At 67.4% G+C, this 18,749-nt stretch carries 16 protein-coding genes; 12 read left to right on the top strand and 4 right to left on the bottom strand.

From position 1 onward, the window contains the following. Positions 1-152: 152 nt before the first annotated feature. The 6 genes from MRBLAR12_RS03915 (at position 153) to pdxS (ending at position 8,598) form a co-directional block, all read left to right on the top strand. On the top strand, positions 153-488 hold the full coding sequence (locus MRBLAR12_RS03915) for a DUF6504 family protein (RefSeq protein ID WP_229994059.1): 336 nt from the start codon (positions 153-155) through the stop codon (positions 486-488). Next, the gene (locus MRBLAR12_RS03910; RefSeq protein WP_364743637.1) at positions 485-3,985 is read left to right on the top strand and encodes a DNA polymerase III subunit alpha; all 3,501 of its coding nucleotides are present in this window, start codon (positions 485-487) and stop codon (positions 3,983-3,985) included. The genes MRBLAR12_RS03915 and MRBLAR12_RS03910 overlap by 4 nt, the downstream gene beginning before the upstream one ends. Positions 3,986-4,165: 180 nt before the next feature. Then, on the top strand, positions 4,166-6,175 hold the full coding sequence (thrS, locus tag MRBLAR12_RS03905) for a threonine--tRNA ligase (protein WP_229994061.1): 2,010 nt from the start codon (positions 4,166-4,168) through the stop codon (positions 6,173-6,175). Between the two features lie 18 nt (positions 6,176-6,193). Beyond that, positions 6,194-6,832: an HIT family protein gene (locus MRBLAR12_RS03900; RefSeq protein ID WP_229994062.1), complete on the top strand. Its 639-nt coding sequence runs from the start codon at positions 6,194-6,196 to the stop codon at positions 6,830-6,832. After that, entirely contained in the window at positions 6,825-7,463 is a 639-nt protein-coding gene (pgsA, locus tag MRBLAR12_RS03895; RefSeq protein ID WP_229994063.1) for a phosphatidylinositol phosphate synthase, read from the top strand. The genes MRBLAR12_RS03900 and pgsA overlap by 8 nt, the downstream gene beginning before the upstream one ends. A 208-nt stretch (positions 7,464-7,671) precedes the next feature. Further along, positions 7,672-8,598, top strand: a complete 927-nt coding sequence (gene pdxS, locus MRBLAR12_RS03890; RefSeq protein WP_290369365.1) for a pyridoxal 5'-phosphate synthase lyase subunit PdxS — start codon at positions 7,672-7,674, stop codon at positions 8,596-8,598. Positions 8,599-8,866: 268 nt separating this feature from the next. Here the strand turns inward: pdxS and MRBLAR12_RS03885 are convergent, their stop codons facing one another. Then, positions 8,867-10,879, bottom strand: coding sequence for a M3 family metallopeptidase (locus tag MRBLAR12_RS03885; RefSeq protein ID WP_229994064.1), 2,013 nt, complete (start codon positions 10,877-10,879; stop codon positions 8,867-8,869). An 82-nt stretch (positions 10,880-10,961) separates the two neighbouring features. Between MRBLAR12_RS03885 and MRBLAR12_RS03880 the strand changes: the two genes are divergently transcribed. Genes MRBLAR12_RS03880 through MRBLAR12_RS03870 form a run of 3 tightly spaced genes read left to right on the top strand, consistent with a single transcriptional unit; the run spans position 10,962 to position 13,938 of the window. Beyond that, positions 10,962-12,239 carry a CapA family protein gene (locus MRBLAR12_RS03880; RefSeq protein WP_364743631.1) on the top strand — a complete coding sequence of 426 codons (1,278 nt, stop codon included), beginning with the start codon at positions 10,962-10,964 and terminating at the stop codon, positions 12,237-12,239. A gap of 11 nt (positions 12,240-12,250) precedes the next feature. Beyond that, on the top strand, positions 12,251-13,102 hold the full coding sequence (locus MRBLAR12_RS03875) for an alpha/beta fold hydrolase (protein WP_229995057.1): 852 nt from the start codon (positions 12,251-12,253) through the stop codon (positions 13,100-13,102). Then, positions 13,099-13,938, top strand: coding sequence for an alpha/beta fold hydrolase (locus MRBLAR12_RS03870; RefSeq protein ID WP_364743628.1), 840 nt, complete (start codon positions 13,099-13,101; stop codon positions 13,936-13,938). Before MRBLAR12_RS03875 ends, MRBLAR12_RS03870 begins: the two co-directional genes overlap by 4 nt. Here MRBLAR12_RS03870 and MRBLAR12_RS03865 read toward each other — a convergent pair. The 3 genes from MRBLAR12_RS03865 to MRBLAR12_RS03855 are packed head-to-tail and all read right to left on the bottom strand — an operon-like array spanning position 13,935 to position 16,506. Continuing rightward, on the bottom strand, positions 13,935-14,417 hold the full coding sequence (locus tag MRBLAR12_RS03865; protein WP_364743625.1) for a GNAT family N-acetyltransferase: 483 nt from the start codon (positions 14,415-14,417) through the stop codon (positions 13,935-13,937). The two genes, MRBLAR12_RS03870 and MRBLAR12_RS03865, sit on opposite strands and share 4 nt — an antisense overlap. Positions 14,418-14,422: 5 nt before the next feature. Beyond that, a complete protein-coding gene (locus MRBLAR12_RS03860; RefSeq protein ID WP_290369388.1) occupies positions 14,423-15,220 on the bottom strand; it encodes a type 1 glutamine amidotransferase in 798 nt (265 codons plus the stop codon). After that, entirely contained in the window at positions 15,217-16,506 is a 1,290-nt protein-coding gene (locus MRBLAR12_RS03855) for a Mur ligase family protein (protein ID WP_229995060.1), read from the bottom strand. Before MRBLAR12_RS03855 ends, MRBLAR12_RS03860 begins: the two co-directional genes overlap by 4 nt. An 80-nt stretch (positions 16,507-16,586) precedes the next feature. Here MRBLAR12_RS03855 and pdxT point away from each other — a divergent pair, with 80 nt between their 5' ends. The 3 genes from pdxT to ruvC are packed head-to-tail and all read left to right on the top strand — an operon-like array spanning position 16,587 to position 18,669. After that, positions 16,587-17,297, top strand: a complete 711-nt coding sequence (gene pdxT / locus MRBLAR12_RS03850; RefSeq protein WP_229995061.1) for a pyridoxal 5'-phosphate synthase glutaminase subunit PdxT — start codon at positions 16,587-16,589, stop codon at positions 17,295-17,297. A gap of 3 nt (positions 17,298-17,300) precedes the next feature. Continuing rightward, complete coding sequence (locus tag MRBLAR12_RS03845; RefSeq protein WP_229995062.1) at positions 17,301-18,056, top strand: YebC/PmpR family DNA-binding transcriptional regulator; 756 nt, start codon at positions 17,301-17,303, stop codon at positions 18,054-18,056. 34 nt (positions 18,057-18,090) lie between these two features. Continuing rightward, positions 18,091-18,669 carry a crossover junction endodeoxyribonuclease RuvC gene (gene ruvC / locus MRBLAR12_RS03840; protein WP_090578046.1) on the top strand — a complete coding sequence of 193 codons (579 nt, stop codon included), beginning with the start codon at positions 18,091-18,093 and terminating at the stop codon, positions 18,667-18,669. Positions 18,670-18,749: the final 80 nt, after the last annotated feature.

Here is an 18,749-nt window from a genome sequence, read left to right as displayed (position 1 = left end):
TTGTCGCCTTTCCGACGTAGACTGAATTTATTCGAAGATATGTTCGAATAAATCAGAAACGCTAGAAGGCGGCATCTAGAAGACGGAATCTAGAAGACGGAATCTAAGCGGGGACTGGGCCGGCTCCAGCCCGGACTGGGTCGGGAGGCAACGTGGGCATGTTCAGCGAGTCCGTGGATGTTCTCTGCACGCCCTCGGGCCAGCCCCTGCGCCTCGACTGGGCCGGCCGGCGCTACACGGTCTGCGCGGAACCCGTCCGCTGGTATGAACGCCGCCAATGGTGGGCGGAGGAAAGCCGGGCGCCGCTCGGGAGCGGCCCGGGCCTGGTGGATCACGAGATCTGGCGGGTCCAGGTGCGTGCCGCCGGGGACCACGCCGCGGCCTCCACCCTCACCCTTGACCTGACCCGGCATATCAGCAGCGGCCGGTGGCGGCTCCTGAGGATCCACGACGCCCTGCAGCCCCTCCGGAAGCCCGAAACAGCATGAACTTCACCCATTTGCATGTCTCCACCGCCTTCAGCGCCCACTATGGCGTCTCCTGGCCGGATGAACTGGCCGGCGCGGCCGCAGCCGACGGCGCCACCGCGCTGGCCTGCACGGACCGCGACGGGCTGTACGGCACCATCAAGCACCTGAAGGCGTGCATGGCAGCCGGGCTCGATGCGATCATCGGGGTGGACCTTGCGGTCTTTGACGACGACGGTGACCTCCGCACCCTGGTCGGGGGACGCGTCGTTGTGCTGGCGCACGGCCACAACAACGGCGCCGGCTACCGGGCGTTGTGCCGGCTGATCTCCGACGCCCATGCCCGCACTACGGGGAAGGTGCAGGGAGCGGTGCCGGTGGCCGTCACACGGGCGGAACTGGCCTCCCGCACCCTGCACCCGGAAACCCTCCAGCCGGTCCTGACAGTGCTGATCGGCCCGGACTCCGACGTCGGCCGGGCGATGGGCGGCCGGCGTTACCTGCGGCCCCGCACCCTGTTCAAACGCTGGCTGGACGCCATGCCCCCAGGGACCCTGGCCGCCGAGGTTGTGTCCCAGCTCAGCCCGCCAGGGGAACCGCTGAGCACCGCCCATGCGGTGCGCATGCTCAAGCTCGCCGCAGAGCACGGGGTGCCGGCCGTGCTGAGCAACGCCGTGCGTTATGTGGCCGAGGACGGCGCGGCCACCGCCGATGTGCTGGACTCGGCCCGGACGCTTAAATCCCTCCCCGAGCTCTCCGCCGCCCCGCTGCTGCAGCCCAACGGGCAGGGCTGGCTCAAATCGGCGGCCCAGATGCTGCAGCTGGGCAAGGAGATCATCCACGCCGCCGGCTACGGCACGGCGGACCTCAAACGGCTCCTGGCCCAGACCGAGGCGCTCGCGGACCGCTGCCGCATGGATCCTGTGGCTGACATGGGCTGGAAACAGCCCGTGGTCCCGGAAGCATCCGTGATCGGGATCGACGGCGACGCGCTCGCCGAACTGACCCTGCGCTGCGAGGCCGGCATCGGCCGCCGCTTCCCTGGAATCTCCGGGCAGCGGGAACAGCAAATGCGGACCCGGCTGGGGCACGAGCTCCGGATCATCGACACGCTGGGCTTCGCCTCCTACTTCCTGACCGTCGCAGAGGTCTCCCGGATGATCCTTGCCCTGGGCGTGAGGGCGGCCGCGCGCGGTTCGGGCGCCTCCAGCCTGGTCAACTACCTGATCGACATCAGCCAGGTGAACCCACTCCAGCACGACCTCATCTTTGAGCGCTTCCTCTCCCGCGACCGTGCCACGCTGCCCGACATCGACATCGACGTCGAGAGCGCCGAAAGGCACAACGTCTACCGGAAGATCTTTGAGCGTTTCGGCGCCGAACGCGTCACGCTGATGAGCATGCAGAATGGCTACCGCGCTCGCGGTGCCGTGCGCGATGCCGGCCTGGCCCTGGGCATGGACGACGGCGAGGTCGGGGAAATCGCCAAGCAGCTGTGGCGGTTCTCGGCCCGGCACTTCCGCGAAGCCCTCGTGGAGAAACCCGAGCTGAAGGAATTCGCGGACCGGGTGGAGCAGCGCGGTTTCACCGAAAACCAGCAGCTGGACCTGCTGGTGGACCTCACGGAGCGGCTGGACCGGCTGCCACGCCACATCTCCATGCACCCGTGCGGCGTGATCCTCGGCGATGCCACCCTGCTGGACCGCACCCCCGTCCAGCCCAGCGGCCTGGGCCTGCCCATGAGCCAGTTCGACAAGCACGACATGGACCCCATGGGCATGCTCAAACTCGACGTCCTGGGTGTCCGGATGCAGAGCGCCATGGCCTTTGCGGTCCGGGAGGTGATCCGGCTGCACCCGACCAAGGCCGAGGTGGTGGCCGCCGGCTCGCATCCGGCCGGCCCGGACGGGACGGGCCCGGATTACATCGCCGAGGACGGGCGCATCGACCTCAACGCGGTCCCGCTCGATGACGAGCCAACCTTTGAACTGATCCGAAGCACCCACACCCTGGGCTGCTTCCAGATCGAATCCCCGGGCCAGCGCGAACTGATCGGGAAAATGGCTCCCCGGGATTTCAACGATCTCATCATTGACATCTCGCTGTTCCGCCCCGGCCCGATGAAATCTGACATGGTCCGGCCCTTCCTGGAGCACCGGCATGGATTCGCCCCCGAGGTCTATCCGCATCCCGACCTCAAACCGGTCCTCAAGGAGACCCACGGGGTCACGGTTTTCCACGAACAAATCCTCAAGACCTTCGACGTCATGACCGGGTGCGGGCTGGCGCGCGCCGACGAGTTCCGCCGGGCGCTGGGCAATGAGGTGCTGGAAGCCAGGGTGGAGGAGTTCTTCCGGAAGGAGGCGCGGACCCGGAACTACAGTCCCGAGGTGGTGGACAAGGTCTGGGGCACGCTGAAGGCCTTTGGCAGCTTCGGGTTCTGCAAGGCCCACGGAGCCGCCTTCGCCGTGCCCACCTACCAGTCGGCCTGGCTCAAGGCGCACCACCCGGAGGCCTTCCTTGCAGGGCTCTGGGAACACGACCCCGGCATGTACCCCAAACGCCTGCTCGTGGCCGAGGCCCGCCGGCTGGGGATCCCCATCCTTCCCCTCGACATCAACCGGAGCCAGGCAGAGTACCGGGTGGAGCGGGTGGAATCCGGGCCGGACCGGGGCAGGCTGGGCATCCGGCTGAGCCTGAACGGCATCTTCGGGCTCTCCGGCGCCGAGCTGAAACGGATAGTGGCCGGCCAGCCCTACGACTCGCTGGCGGACCTGCGCGCCCGGTCGCGGCTGAGCAGGCCCAGCATCCAGCGCCTGGCCCAGCTGGGCGCCTTCGATTCGCTGCACCGGGCGTCCGGGGGAGCCGCCAACCGGGCGGACCTGGTCCAGCACCTGCAGAAGCTCCAGGCCCGCCCCCTGCGGAAGGGCGTGGAGGTCATTGAGGGCCAGCTGGCGTTGCCGCTGGGGGACGTGGAACTGAGGAACCTGTTGGCTTTGCTGCCCGCGCCCAGCATGGTGGACAACGTCCGGGCGGAACTGGACCTGATGGCCGTGGACGTCAGCGAGCACCTCATGACCAGCCACCGCCCGCTGCTGGACCGGCTCGGCGTCATCACAGCGGACAAGCTGCTGGGACTGCGCAACGGCACTGATGTGCTGGTTGCCGGGGTCCGTGTGGCCACCCAGACCCCGCCCATGCGGGGCGGCCGGCGGGTGGTGTTCATCAGCATCGACGACGGCACGGGCTGCGTGGATTCGGTCTTCTTCCACGAAGCGCAGGAGCAGTCCGGATCCTTGCTGTTCGGCACCCGCCTGCTGCTGATCCGCGGCACCACCCGCCGGACCGGGCCGCGGGGGATCAGCATCAGCGCCAGCATGGCCTGGGACCTCAGCCGCCCGGAGTCCCTGCCGTTCCCGGAATCCGTTGCCGGCGCCACCGTCCAGCACGAGCCTTACCTGTCCGGCCCCCTGGACGGGATCGGCAGGAACCTCGCCATCACCGGGCTGGGCGGCTGACCGCCCGTCGGTGCGGCCACCGCGGGGCTGAGGCGCGGCTGCGGCTGGGCTGCGGCTGCTCTAGGTTTACTGCCCCGGCGCGTTGGTTGGCCTCTGGAGAAACCGATAGCATGGACGAGGCTGGCTGTGGTCCCCGTACGCCACAAGCTACGAAGCCTTAACTTTGAATAGGAGACACCCGTGTCAGATGCCCAGCAGATCACCCTTCTCGTCGACGGCGAAGAGACCAAGGTGACTACCGGGACCACCGGCGCGGAACTCTTCTTTGAGCGCCGCGACGTCGTTGTGGCCCGCGTTAACGGCGAGTTGAAGGACCTGGACCAGCCCCTTCCCGAGGACGCCGCCGTCGAGGCCGTCACCATTGATTCCCCGGACGGGCTCAACGTCCTGCGCCACTCCACCGCCCACGTCATGGCCCAGGCCGTGCAGCAGCTGCGCCCGGACGCGAAGCTCGGCATCGGCCCCTACATCACGGACGGCTTCTACTTCGACTTCGATGTCGCGGAACCGTTCACCCCGGAAGACCTCCGCCAGCTCGAAAAGATGATGCAGAAGATCATCAACCAGAACCAGAAGTTCGTGCGCCGCGTGGTGTCCGAGGACGAGGCCCGCGAGGCGATGAAGGACGAGCCCTACAAGCTCGAACTGCTGGGCAAGAAGAATGACGCCGCCGAGGCCGGCGAGGGCGTCAACGTGGAGGTCGGCGCCGGCGACATCACCATCTACGACAACGTGGACCGCAAGAGCGGGGACAGCATCTGGTGCGATCTGTGCCGCGGCCCGCACCTGCCGAACACCAAGCTGATCTCCAACGCCTTCGCCCTGACCCGGTCCTCGGCCGCCTACTGGCTGGGCGACCAGAACAACCAGCAGCTGCAGCGCATCTACGGCACCGCCTGGCCCACCAAGGACGCTCTCAAGGCCTACCAGGAGCGCATTGCCGAGGCCGAGCGCCGCGACCATCGCAAACTCGGCGCGGAGCTGGACCTGTTCTCCTTCCCGGACGAGCTCGGCTCAGGCCTGCCGGTCTTCCACCCCAAGGGCGGCATCATCCGTAAGGCCATGGAGGACTACTCCCGCCAGCGCCATGTGGATGCGGGCTACGATTTCGTCTACACCCCGCACATCACCAAGGGCCACCTCTACGAGGTCTCAGGCCACCTGGACTGGTACAAGGAGGGCATGTTCCCGGCGATGCACATCGACGCGGAGCTGAACGAGGACGGCACGGTGCGCAAACCCGGCCAGGACTACTACCTCAAGCCGATGAACTGCCCCATGCACAACCTGATCTTCCGGTCCCGCGGACGCTCCTACCGCGAACTTCCGCTGCGGCTCTTCGAGTTCGGCTCGGTCTACCGCTACGAGAAGTCCGGCGTGGTGCACGGCCTGACCCGGGTCCGGGGCATGACCCAGGACGACGCCCACATCTACTGCACCCGCGAGCAGATGAAGGACGAGCTGACCACCACGCTGAACTTCGTCCTCGGCCTGCTCAAGGACTACGGCCTGGACGACTTCTACCTTGAGCTCTCCACCAAGAACGAAGACAAGTTCGTGGGCGACGACGCCACATGGGAGGAAGCCACCCGCACCCTCGCCGAGGTGGCCGAAGCCTCCGGGCTTGAGCTCATCCCGGATCCGGGCGGAGCCGCGTTCTACGGCCCCAAGATTTCCGTCCAGACCAAGGACGCGCTCGGCCGCACCTGGCAGATGTCCACCATCCAGCTGGACTTCAACCTGCCTGAACGCTTCGAGCTCGAGTTCCAGGCCGCGGACGGCACCCGGCAGCGGCCCGTGATGATCCACCGCGCCTTGTTCGGCTCAGTGGAGCGCTTCATGGGCGTGCTGACCGAACACTACGCCGGTGCCTTCCCCGCCTGGCTGGCGCCCGTGCAGGTGGTGGGCATCCCGGTGGCGGAGGCTTTCAACGACTACATGTTCGACGTCGTGGACCAGCTCAAGGCGGCCGGCATCCGCGCCGAGGTGGACATCTCCTCGGACCGTTTCCCGAAGAAGATCCGCACCGCCAGCAAGGACAAGATCCCGTTCGTGCTGATCGCCGGCGGAGACGACGCCGACGCGGGAGCCGTGTCCTTCCGCTTCCGTGACGGCAGCCAGGACAACGGCGTGCCCGTGGCCGAGGCCGTCCAGCGGATCGTCGACGCTGTCCGAAACCGGACCAGCTAGGCAGACGGAAGGCAGCGCGTGCAGGAAACCACAGGGGCCGGGCCGGAGTATCCGGGCGACCACGCCGTGACGGACGACTTCGGCCTGGCCGGGGTCCCGGACGCTTTCCAGCGCCTGTGGACCCCGCACCGGATGGCGTACATCAAGGGCGGCCAGCAGCAGTTCAAGAACCCGGACGACTGTCCGTTCTGCGTCGCACCCGAGCGGGGCGACGAGGACTCCCTGATCGTGTACCGGGGAAGGACCAGCTATGTGGTGCTGAACCTCTTCCCGTACAACCCGGGCCACCTGCTGGTCTGCCCCTACCGGCACATCCCCGACTACACCGATCTCACGGCCGAGGAAACGGCGGAATTCGCCGAGCTGACCCAGACGGCCATGCGGGTGCTCCGCAAAGTCGCCAACCCCTCCGGTTTCAATCTCGGCATGAACCAGGGCGTCACCGGCGGGGCGGGCATCGCCGGCCACCTGCACCAGCACGTGGTGCCGCGCTGGGGCGGGGACGGAAATTTTTTCCCCATCATTGCCCAGACGAAGGCGATCACACAGACCCTCGGCGAGGTTCGCCAGCAGGTGGCCGACGCGTGGCCGCAGGAAATGCCAATTCAGCAGGAAATGCCAGCGCAGCAGGAAACAGCTGGGGAGAAGGATGCTTAACAGGCACGCCCGGGGTTTCTTCACCGCCCTGTTTTCCCCTGTCGCCCGCTGGCTGCTGCGGATCGGCGTGTCTCCGGACGCCGTGACGGTGGTCGGCACGCTCGGTGTGGTGATCGGCGCCCTCGTGTTCTACCCGCTCGGGCAGCTCTTGTGGGGGACCGTGTTCATCACGGCGTTCATCTTCTCCGACGTCATTGACGGCATCATGGCCCGGATGCAGCATCGCGGCGGCCGGTGGGGCAACTTCCTGGACTCCACCCTGGACCGCGTGGCCGACGGCGCCCTCTTCGCCGGCCTCGCCGTCTGGTTCTTCACCGGCGGTGCCAACCCGCCGATCGCCATTGCCGCCATCGTCTGCCTTGTGCTCGGCATGGTGGTCTCTTACGCGCGGGCCAAGGCGGAAGCCCTGGGCTTTCACGCCAACGTCGGCATCGCCGAACGCGCGGAGCGCCTTGTGTCCGTGCTGGTGGTCACGGGACTCACGGGCCTGGGCCTGCCCGTCGTCGTGCTGTTCGTGACGCTGTGCCTCCTCGCGGCGGCGAGCCTGGTGACGGTGATCCAGCGGATCGTGACAGTCCACCGCCAGTCGCTGGAGGAACCCGAAGGTACCGCCACGGAACGGTCCGCCTGACGGCGCCCCACGGCGCCCCGGCGGACTGGCCGAATCCCCGGCCCGGCGCGTGATTCGAGTGCTGTGACTCGAATTCTGCCGGGCCCCGGCCGGGGGATAGTATTAGCTTTACCGGCCAATGGATCCGGTAATCCGGTGTGTGCGAGACACGGCATTTACGTGCCGTCCGCGCCCCGGCGAGGTCATCTATCTACCCATAGGGGTTTTTGTGTCTACACCTGATGTAAGCAGCGAAGCCGGCGCGTCCGCGAAGAACGTCACGGGCAGCAGCCGCGTCAAGCGCGGCATGGCTGAGATGCTCAAGGGCGGCGTCATCATGGACGTCGTCAACGCCGAGCAGGCCCGCATCGCCGAAGACGCCGGTGCCGTGGCCGTGATGGCGCTGGAACGCGTTCCGGCCGATATCCGCGCCCAGGGCGGCGTGTCCCGCATGTCCGATCCCGACATGATCGACAAGATCATCGCGGCTGTGTCCGTGCCCGTCATGGCCAAGGCCCGGATCGGCCACTTCGTCGAGGCGCAGGTCCTGCAGTCCCTCGGCGTGGACTACATTGACGAGTCCGAGGTCCTGACCCCGGCCGACTACACCAACCACATCGACAAGTGGAACTTCACCGTTCCGTTCGTCTGCGGTGCGACCAACCTCGGTGAGGCGCTGCGCCGCATCAACGAGGGCGCGGCGATGATCCGGTCCAAGGGTGAGGCCGGCACCGGCGACGTCTCCAACGCCACCACGCACATGCGCCAGATCCGCGCCGAGATCAAGAAGCTCGCCGGCATGGCCGAGGACGAGCTCTACGTCGCGGCAAAGGAGCTGCAGGCCCCGTACGAACTGGTCAAGGAAGTTGCCGCGACCGGCAAGCTCCCGGTGGTGCTGTTCACCGCCGGCGGCATCGCCACCCCGGCCGACGCCGCGATGATGATGCAGCTCGGCGCCGACGGCGTGTTCGTCGGCTCCGGCATCTTCAAGTCCGGCAACCCGGCCCAGCGTGCCGCCGCCGTCGTGAAGGCCACCACCTTCTTCGATGACCCGGACGAGATCGCCAAGGCCTCCCGCGGCCTGGGCGAGGCCATGGTCGGCATCAACGTCGACGAGATCCCGCAGCCGCACCGCCTCGCCGAACGCGGCTGGTAGTTCGCGCCTTTGGGGGCGCCGGACGGCGCTGATCCTCTGCGTGCTATTCCCCGCGCCCTGTTGGCAGCTGAGCAGCTGCTCGGGGCGCGGGGCCCCTTTTACGCACGCTGCCGGATCACACCGCCCTTCGCCTTGCGCTCCTGATTGAACGACAGGCGGCGAGTCACCTTTCCTGGTGACTCGCCGTCGTCGTCGTTTCCCCGTCGATTGCTCCGTAACTGCCCTTATCAGGCTCCTAAAGGGCGCCTGCGGAGCAATCGATGAAGGATTAGTCGAGGCCGCGGCGTTTCAGCAGTGGCCCGAGATCCGCGTCCCGGCCGCGGAAAGCGCGGAATGACTCCAGCGGGTCCCGGCTGTTGCCGCGGGAAAGCAGTTCGTCCCGGAAGAAATTGCCGTTAGCGCGGCTGAGTCCGCCGTTTTCCTTGAACCATTCCACGGTGTCGGCGTCCAGGACTTCGCTCCAGATGTAGGAGTAGTAGCCGGCGGCGTACCAGCCGCCGGCGAAGATGTGCTGGAAGTAGCCTGTCCGGTAGCGCGGCGGGATCAGGCTGTGGGCGATGCCCGCCGCGGCCAGTGCCTTCGCTTCGAACTCGACGACGTCCTCCGGGACATCGGAGCCGTCCAGGACGTGCCACGCCAGGTCCAGCAGGGCCGCGCCGAGGTATTCCGTGGTGGCGAAGCCTTCGCCCCAGAGTTGCGCGGCGTTGAGCTTGTCCACGGTTTCCTGCGGCAGGGCCTCGCCGGTCGCGTGGTGCCGGGCGTAGTTGGCCAGGACCTCGGGCCACATGATCCACATTTCGTTGACCTGCGACGGGTATTCCACGAAGTCCCGCGGCACGTTGGTACCGGAGAACCGGGGATACGTGACGGCGGAAAACAAGCCGTGCAGGGCATGGCCGAACTCGTGGAAGGTGGTGCGGAGTTCATCCAGCGTCAGCAGGGTGGGCTCGCCGGCCGGCGGCTTGGAGATGTTGAGGTTGTTGATCACCACAGGACGGGTGTTCAGCAGCCCGGACTGCTCCACGAGGGAATTCATCCACGCACCCCCGCGCTTCGTTTCGCGCGTGTAGTAGTCGCCCAGGAACAGGCCCAGGTCCGTGCCGTCGGAATTCTTCACTTCCCAGACGCGCACGTCCGGGTGGTAGCCGGCGAGGTCGGCGCGTTCATGGAAGGTGACACCGTACAGGGCGTTCGCCGCGAAGAACACACCGTCGTTCAAAACCCGGTCCAGCTCGAAGTAGGGCCGCAGGGCCTGCTCGTCCACGGCATACCGCTCACGCTTGACCTTGGCCGAGTAATACGCCCAGTCCCAGGCCTCGAGGGGGTGACCGGAGGCCTCGGCAAGCGCGTCGGCCTCGGCGTCGGCGTTGCGGATGGCGGCGGGGGCCAGCCGGCTCATCATGTCCTGAACAGCCTGGAAGTCCGGTGCCGTCTGCCGGTCCACACTCAGCTCGGCAAAGTTCGCGAACCCCAGCAGGCCCGCCTTCTCGGCGCGGAGCCGGACCATGTCCTTGACCAGATCGAGCACATCGAAGCTGCCGCCGCCGCTGCCGCGGCCGATCGAGGCCTCGTAGAGCCGCCGGCGGACCTCCCGGTTAGCCAGAGCGGCCATGGCGGGTTGGTTGCTTGGCTGGATCAGGGTCAGCAGGAACTTGCCCTCGTGCCCGGCGGTCCTGGCGGCCTCGGCGGCGCTGGCAATGTCGTCGGCGGGCAGGCCGATGAGGTCGGCGGCGTCGTCCAGCAGCAGGGCGGCGGACTTCATGCCTTCCTTGACGCGCTGCCCGAACTCGGTGCCGAGCCGGGCAAGCTCGGCGTTGACGTCCTTGAGGCGCTCCTGGCCGGCGTCGTCAAGCTGGATGCCGGAGGCCCGGAACTCCTTAAGGTATTCCTCTACCAGCCGGGCGGACTCCCCGTCCAGGACGTCAGTGTCCAGCGCCGCGAAGCGTTCGTAGAGCCCACGGTTGAGGTAGACGGCGTCCTGATGGGCGGAGAAGAGCGGGGAGAGACGGGTCTCGAGGTCGCGGATGGCGTCCGAGGCGTCCGCGGAAACCAGGGTGAAGAACGAGGCGGCCGCCCGTTCCAGAAGCCGGCCGGAGCGTTCCATGGCCAAGGCGGTGTTCTCGAAGGACGGGGCCGCCGGGTCGGACACGATGGCCTGGATTTCGGTAAGGTGCTCGGCCAGGCCTGCCTCAACGGCCTCGGCGAAGTGCGCGTCTTCGATGTCCGAGAACGGCGGCAGGCCGTAGGGCAGTGTGCTGGGGCTCAGGAGGGGATTGGTCATGAAGTGACTCTTTCATGCAGCACGCGGGTTCTCAACGATCGCCTCCGTGTGTTGTGATTCCGCCCAACGTAGGATGACCGGCATGAAGACCAGGACAGCAACGCCGCACGGTGCGATGTTGTCCGCGGTCGCGGCCGTTGTCCTCGCGGCGTCGCTGGCATCCTGCGGACTCCTCGCCCGGCCGGGCGTCCCAAGCCCCTCGGCGGCAACCGGCAGTACCGGGGGAGCGGCAGGCAGCGCTCAGCCGCCGTCGGGCACCCCGACGCCGACGCCGACCCCGACCCCGACCCCGACCCCGACGCCGGGTACGGGTCCCGGCTGTGCGGCCCTCCGATGCACCTCCGTCCTGGTCACCGGGGACATGCTGGTCCACCCCCAGCTCTGGCAGCAGGCCCGCGAGGATGCCCGTGCTGCCGGCGCGGCGGGGCTGGACTTCGGGCCGTTGCTGGAGGGCCAGCGGCGTTACATCGAGACGAGCGATGTGGCGATCTGCCATCTGGAAACCCCGGTGGCGGGCCCGGACGGACCGTTCTCCGGGTATCCGTCCTTCAACGTCCCGCCGCAGATCCTAACCGCCGTCCGGGGTGTGGGGTATCAGGCCTGCACGACGGCCAGCAACCACACGGTTGACCGCGGCACCGCTGGCCTCGTCCGCACCCTGGACGCCCTCGACGCCGCCGGGCTCAGGCACACGGGCTCATACCGGACCGAGGCGGAGTCGCAGGAAGTGCTGATCCTGCAGACCCCAGCGGCAAAGATCGCGGTCGTCGATGCCGCGTACGGCCTCAATGGGCTGCGTGCCGAGCAGGCCTGGCAGGTCGACCTGCTCGATCCGGCCGCAATGATTTCCAGGGCGCGCAAGGCCAGGGCTTTGGGAGCCGACATCGTGCTGGGGGTCATGCACGCCGGCGCTGAGTATTCCAGCGTGCCGAACACTCAGCAGCGCGACGTCGCCCATGCGCTCGTGGACAGCGGGCTGTTCAGCATGATCTACGGGCACCACAGCCATTCGGTGCTGCCGATCGAGAAGTACAAGGGAACCTGGATTGTGTTCGGGCTCGGCAACGGCATTACCGAGCTCTCGCCGTCGTTCGTGGTCAACAACGAGGGCCTGTTGGTCCGGGTGCAGTTCAGCCAGGACGCCACAGGGGCCTGGGCTGCCTCGGACCTCGCCTGGGCGCCGTCGGTGATGGTCCGCGGACCCTACCGCTGGTGTTCGGTGGCGGCCGACGCCCCGCAGGGCCGGTGTGCCGGCACGGCGGCGGACGCCGCCACGCGCCGGCGCACCACTGCTGTGCTGGAGTCGATGGGCGCCGCGGCGGCGGGCGCCCACGAGCTGATTCTCGCCAAGGAGCCCTAAGCTTGGGCAGCATGGAGATGTTCACTGAACGACGCCGCACGGTCGCGTCGCACGGCGCCGAGCTGGCCGTATTTGAGTACGGCCCGGAGCCCGGACCGGATGTGCCGACGCTGCTGCTGGTGCACGGCTATCCCGACGACCATCAGGTCTACCTGCCGGCCATCCGGGACCTGGCCAGAAGCCACCACGTGGTCGCCTACGACACCCGGAACGCGGGCGCGTCCGCCGTCGTCGGACTCCCCGGAGACTTCACCCTGAAGACCCTCGTGGATGACATGTTCGCCGTGCTGACAGCTATCGGGGCCACGGACGTCCATCTCGTGGGCCATGACTGGGGATCCATCCAGGGCTGGGCGGCCGTCCAGGACCGCAGGGCCGCGGACCTGATCGGCCGGTACACGTCCATTTCGGGCCCGGACCTGCGGCACTTTGCCCGCTGGGTGCGAAGCCGGTATTCGCGTCCCCGGGCGTGGCCGCAGCTGGCCGGCCAACTGGCCCGCAGTTGGTACATTGCCGCGTTCCTCGTCCCGCAGCTGCCAGAGGCCGCCTGGCGCCTGTTCCTCACCAAACGCTACGAGCGGACGGCGAAGCGCGACGTCGGCGATGATCCCATCCGGGGGCTGGCGCTCTACCGCGCCAACTTTTTCCGGGCACGGACCTGGCCCGCAGGCGGCCGCGTGACGATGCCCGTCCTGGTGGTGACGCCGCGGAAGGATTCCTTCCTGTCGCCGGACCTCGTGGACGGACTGGATTCGTGGGTGGACAACCTCACGGTCATCCGGGTGGACAGCGGCCACTGGTGGCCGGCATCCCGGCCGGCGGAGTTTGCCGAACTGCTGCGGGGAAGCTACGTCAGCCGATGATGGCGAGAGCACTGGCGGCTCAGCAAAGTGCCAGGCGCGGGACGTTCCGGAACGGAATGGATTACCTGTGCTGGGGAAGCGGCCCGAAGACGCTCTTGTTTATCCAGGGCGGCCCAGGCAGTGCGGTGCCTCAGGGGATGATGCGCCGGATGTTCCGCCGGCAGTTCCAGCCGTATCTGAACGCGGGATATTCCGTTTGGATCGTGACGCGCCGCAGGAACATGCCGCCCGGGCACACAATTACCGACATGGCCGGCGACTACGCCCACGTGATCTCGGAGGAGTTCGGCGGACACGTTGACGTCGTCGTGGCCGAATCCTTCGGCGGAATGATTGCCCAGTACCTCGCGGCCCTGTACCCCGACGCTTTCGGCCGGATCGTTGTGGTCATCGCGGCGGCCGAGCTCAGCGACTGGGGCAAGGACGTCGACGCGCGGATGGCCGGCGCCCTGGTTAGCGGCGACGCCGGGCGGGCCGGGACAGTGTTCGCCGAGTACCTGTTTCCAGGGACGCGGCTGAGGTGGCTCCGCCGGCTACTGGGGCCCCTCATCGGTGGCCGCCTGCTCGCCGGCTCAGACTACCCGCCGGATGACGTACAGACTGAAGTCCGGGCGGAGCTGAGCTTCAATTCACGGGACGTTCTGCCAAGGATCCGGCCGCCGGTACTGCTCATCTGCGGGGACCACGACAAGTTCTTCCCGAAGGATGTTGCAGCCGAGACCGCCGGACTGATCCCGGACTGCACACTGATTTGGTATGAAGGCCAAGGTCATCTTCGGGTGGCCGCCAGCAGCCGGGTCGCCCGGGACGTGTTGGCGTTCGTCAACGGCAGTTAGCGCAGGTCACGGGTCATGAAGACACTGTTCGGGTCGAGTGCGTAGCCGGCAAACGGCGGACAGTCGACGAACCCGTGCCGGTGGTACAGCCGGCGGGCGGGGGCGAAGAAATCCTGGCTGCCGGTCTCAAGGAACAACCGTTCGTAGCCGCTTTGCCGGGCCTGCTCAAGGAGGTGGGCGAGCAGAAGCGTCGCAATGCCCCGGCCGCGGGCGTGGGCTGCGGTGCGCATTGACTTGATCTCGCCCTGACCGGGTTGCAGCTGCTTGAGAGCGCAGCAGCCGACCAACTCGGAGCCCTGCCGAGCGGTCCAGAACGTGATCGCCGGATCGGAAAGAGCCCCGTGATCCAGCGCGTGCACGCTGTCCGCGGGAGAGGTGGCATACATGTCCGCGAGGTGCCCGCTCAAGAATTCCTGGACATCCGTACGCCCCGGCGTGTCGCGCCCAATCAGGATCCCGCTGCCCTGGGTGCCGGCCATCTGGGTTAGCGGGGACGGCGGGCGGCGTGTTCGCGCGCCAGCACCGCGTAGGAGTCGTCCGGGGTGCCCGGCGTGAAGCTCCCGTATTTGCGTTCGACGGCGGTCCGGATCAGGAAGTCCGCGAGGGCCGGGTTCTTGGGCAGCAGTGAGCCGTGCAGGTAGCTCGCCACGATGTTGCGGTAGCGGGCGCCTTCCTGGCCGTCAGTGCTGTTGTTGCCCGTGCCCTTGGCGGTGGTTCCGAGCGGTTCGACGCCGGGTCCCAGCGTGGTCTGGCCGCTGTGGTTCTCATAGCCAAGGATGCTGCCGAACTCGGGGGAGGAGACGGTGACGTTGCCGATCAGGCGTTCGTCGGTGCCGTGGGTCTCCACGTCCAGGATGCCGATGCCCGGAAGGACCGAGCCGAGCCGGGTCTTGAAGAACTTCCCGAAGAGCTGGTACAGCCCGCAGATCACGAGCATCGGGGTGCCGGCGTCGGCCAGTTGCTTCAGGATGGACTCCCGGGAGAGGAGGTCGTCCTGGATGACGAGCTGTCCGCTGTCCTGTCCGCCGCCACCGACAATCAGGTCCACGTCTGCCGGGAACGGGTCACCGACGTTGTATTCGAGCAGTTCCGGCGTGTAGCCGTGCCAGCGCAGGCGCTGCGCGAGGACCAGGGCGTTGCCCCAGTCGCCGTAGATGTTCATGTCCCGCGGGTAGAGCTGCAGGACCCGGATGGTTCCCTTGCTGGGGGCCGCGGAATCTTCGGGCGGAAGTTCGTGCCCAAAGGAGAGCTCGTGCGGGGTTTCGGGGGACCGGGGGGTCATGAGACCACCTCCACTGTGGTGATTTTGGACAGCTCGCGGCGGATGGCCAGCATGGCCGTGTAGGTGCAGAAGATCCTCTTCGGCTTGCCCTGGCCGCCGCGGATGAACGCTGCCAGTGCCGGCGCGATTTCCGTGTCGACGGCGCCGATGGCGACGTCGTCGTACTGCAGCCGCAGCGCCATGTCGTACGCGCGGGAGCCCGTGAGCTGGTCCACGCCGCCGTCGCGGAGGGTGTCGAATTCGACGTCCCACAGCCAGGACATGTCCCGTCCGTCAGCGTAATTGTCATTGATCGCGATCATCGTGGCGTACCCGGCGGCCGGGAACGATTTCAGGCCGAGCCGGAAACCGCTGGGGTTCTTGACCAGGACCAGTTCCAGCGGCAGGCCATCGACCACAAGGCTCTCGCCGCGGCCGAACGCCGGCGCCACCTTGGACAGCGCCGTGAGCAGGCCGGCCTGGTCGGTACCGGTGCCGCGGGCGCCCGAGACACCGCGGGCCAGGGTCAGTGCGGCGGCGGCATTGAAGATGTTGTAGACGCCGCGCAGCTTCATCGCCGTGGTGACCGTCGCGCCGTCGTACTCGAAATCGGCGTCGTCGGCGCCCACGCGGCGCAGCACGACGTCGGCGGCCGGCCGGGCCGGTGCGGGAGGCACCGGGCTCCCCGGGGCGGCGCGCATGTCGTCGTCGTTGGGGAAGGTGCTCAGCAGGGAATCGTCCAGCCCGAAGTAGAGCACCTCCGGCCCGTCCAGGGTCTGGGCGATCCGGGCCACGCGGGGGTCTTCCCGGTTCAGGACAACGGTCCCGGTGGTCTTGGACGCGATGTGCTGGAGCAGTTCAGCGGTCTTATCGATCTCGCCGAAACGGTCCAGCTGGTCGCGGAGGACATTGAGCAGGAGGCTGTACCGCGGCGGGACCTTGTTGACGAAGTGCACGGCGTGCGCCTCGTCCAGTTCCAGGACCGCGACGTCGGCATCGAGCCGGCCCCGCCAGTCCACCTCGCCCAGGAGCGCCGCGGCCACGCCGCGGGTGAAGTTGCTGCCGGTGCGGTTGGTGAAGACCTTCAGCCCCTGGCTCTCCAGAAGTTCCACCACCATCTTGGTGGTGGTGGTCTTCCCGTTCGTGCCACTGACGACGGCGACCCCCAGTGGCAGCGTGGACAGTGTCCGCCGCATGAAACCGGGGTCGATTTTTTCGACCACAAGCCCGGGAAGGGCCGAGCCTCCGCCCCTGAGCCGGGAGACCCGGCGGACGAGCTTGCCGAGCGGAACGCTGAAGTAAAGCATGCTCTGTAATATATCCCAGCAGCGGCATGGAACCCTGCCGGGCGGCGCCCGGACGGAGGCAGTAGCACTATGCTGAATGGATGACCAACCCCCCTTCTTCGGACCTTTCCCGCGCGGGTACAGGCCTACGGATCGGTGTCCTCGCCCTTCAAGGCGACTTCCGGGAGCACTTGCGTGCAGCGGAAGATATGGGCGCCACCGGCATCGGAGTCCGCCGCCCGGCCGAGCTCGACGGCCTCGACGGCCTGATCATTCCCGGCGGTGAATCCACCACCATCGACAAGCTCGCACGCGCCTTCGATCTCGCGGATCCGTTGCGCAAACTCATCGCCGACGGCCTGCCAGTTTATGGCTCCTGCGCGGGCATGATCCTGCTCGCGGACGAGATCGCAGATCCGGCGACGGACCTTGCCGGGAACCCGCAGCAGACCTTCGGCGGCCTGGATATTACGGTGCGCCGCAATGCTTTCGGCCGGCAGCGCGAGTCCTTCGAGACCGATCTCGAATTCAAGGGACTGGGCTTCAGCGACACCGGCTCCGGTGTGGCTCCCGTCCATGCGGTATTCATCCGCGGCCCATGGGTGGAGCGTATGGGTCCGGGCGTCGAGGTCCTGGCGCAGGTGGAACCCGCGGACCCGGAGCATGCCTCGCATGCCGCTGTCCTGGACGGGACGGCTAGAATTGTTGCAGTGCGTTCCGGCAAGCTGCTGGCCACCTCCTTCCACCCGGAAGTGACGGGGGAGAAGCGCGTGCATGAACTGTTTATTCGAATGATCAGAGGAGAAGCGTAAAGCATGTCAGGCCACTCCAAATGGGCGACGACCAAGCATAAGAAGGCCATCCTTGATAGCCGCCGGGCCAAGTCGTTCGCCAAGCTGATCAAGAACATCGAAGTCGCCGCGCGCATGGGCGGCCCTGACCTGTCCGGCAACCCGAGCCTGGAACTCGCCGTCACCAAGGCGAAGAAGACCTCGGTGCCCGCCGACAATATCGACCGCGCCATCAAGCGCGGCGCCGGGCTCACCGGCGAAGTCGTGGACTACACCGAAATCATGTACGAGTGCCGCGGCCCGCAGGGCTCCGCGCTGCTGATCGAGTGCCTCACGGACAACAAGAACCGCGCCGCCTCCGAGGTCCGGCTCGCCATCTCCCGCAACGGCGGCACGATCGCCGATCCCGGTTCGGTCAGCTACCTCTTCAGCCGCAAGGGCGTCGTCTCGCTGCCGAAGAACGGCCTCAGCGAAGACGACGTCCTGATGGCAGTCCTCGACGCCGGAGCCGAGGAAGTCAAGGACAACGGCGACGGCTTCGAGATCCACTCAGAGCCGACCGACCTCCAGGCCATCCGCGATGCCCTCAAGGAAGCCGGAATCGAGTACGACACCGATGAGGCCGAGTTTGTGCCGTCGATGCAGGTGCCGCTGGACCTCGACGCCGCCAAGAAGTTCATGAAGCTCGTGGACGCCCTGGAAGAACTCGACGACGTCCAGAACGTCTACAGCAACGCCGACCTCAGCGACGAAGTGCAGGCCGCACTGGAAGCCGAGTGACACCCTCACCCAGCCGTGATTTTGAGGCCCGGTCTTGACCCTGCGCGTCCTGGGGGTTGACCCGGGCCTCACCCGTTGCGGGATCGGCGTCGTCGACGTCGAGAGGAACCGGCGGGCCACCATGGTGGCCTTCGGCGTGGTGGGCACGTCCCCCGAGGAGAGCCTGGACCAGCGGCTGCTTGTCATCGCCACGTCCATCGACGAGTGGCTGGACAAGTACGAGCCGCACGTCCTCGCCGTGGAGCGGGTCTTTTCCCAGCTCAACGTCAGCACGGTCATGGGGGTGGCCCAGGCCTCCGGCGTGGTCATTGCGGCCGCCGCGCGCCGCGGCATCCCGGTGGCGCTTCACACCCCGTCCGAGGTCAAGGCCGCCGTCACGGGAAGCGGGACCTCGAACAAGGATGCCGTCACGAAGCTGGTGACCAAGATCCTCCGGCTGGACGCGCCCCCGCGCCCGGCCGACGCCGCCGACGCCCTCGCGCTGGCCATTACGCACGCCTGGCGGGCCGGCAGCGGCGCCGCCGTGGCGACGACGGGGCCTGGCAGCCAGTCCCTCACTCCGGCCCAGCGGGCGTGGGCGGACGCAGAGGCAAAAGCGCGCCGTGCGCGCTGAATGTCCGGCTGTCCCCCCTTGGAACTTGGTAGGGTATTCGTAGATATGTTCGGATAGTCGGGTTACCCGGCTGCAGACCC

It is taken from the genome of Arthrobacter sp. LAR12-1-1.1 (assembly GCF_040676555.1).
In the GTDB taxonomy this organism is placed as follows: Bacteria; Actinomycetota; Actinomycetes; order Actinomycetales; family Micrococcaceae; genus Arthrobacter.
This window is presented reverse-complemented; position numbering and strand designations above follow the sequence as displayed.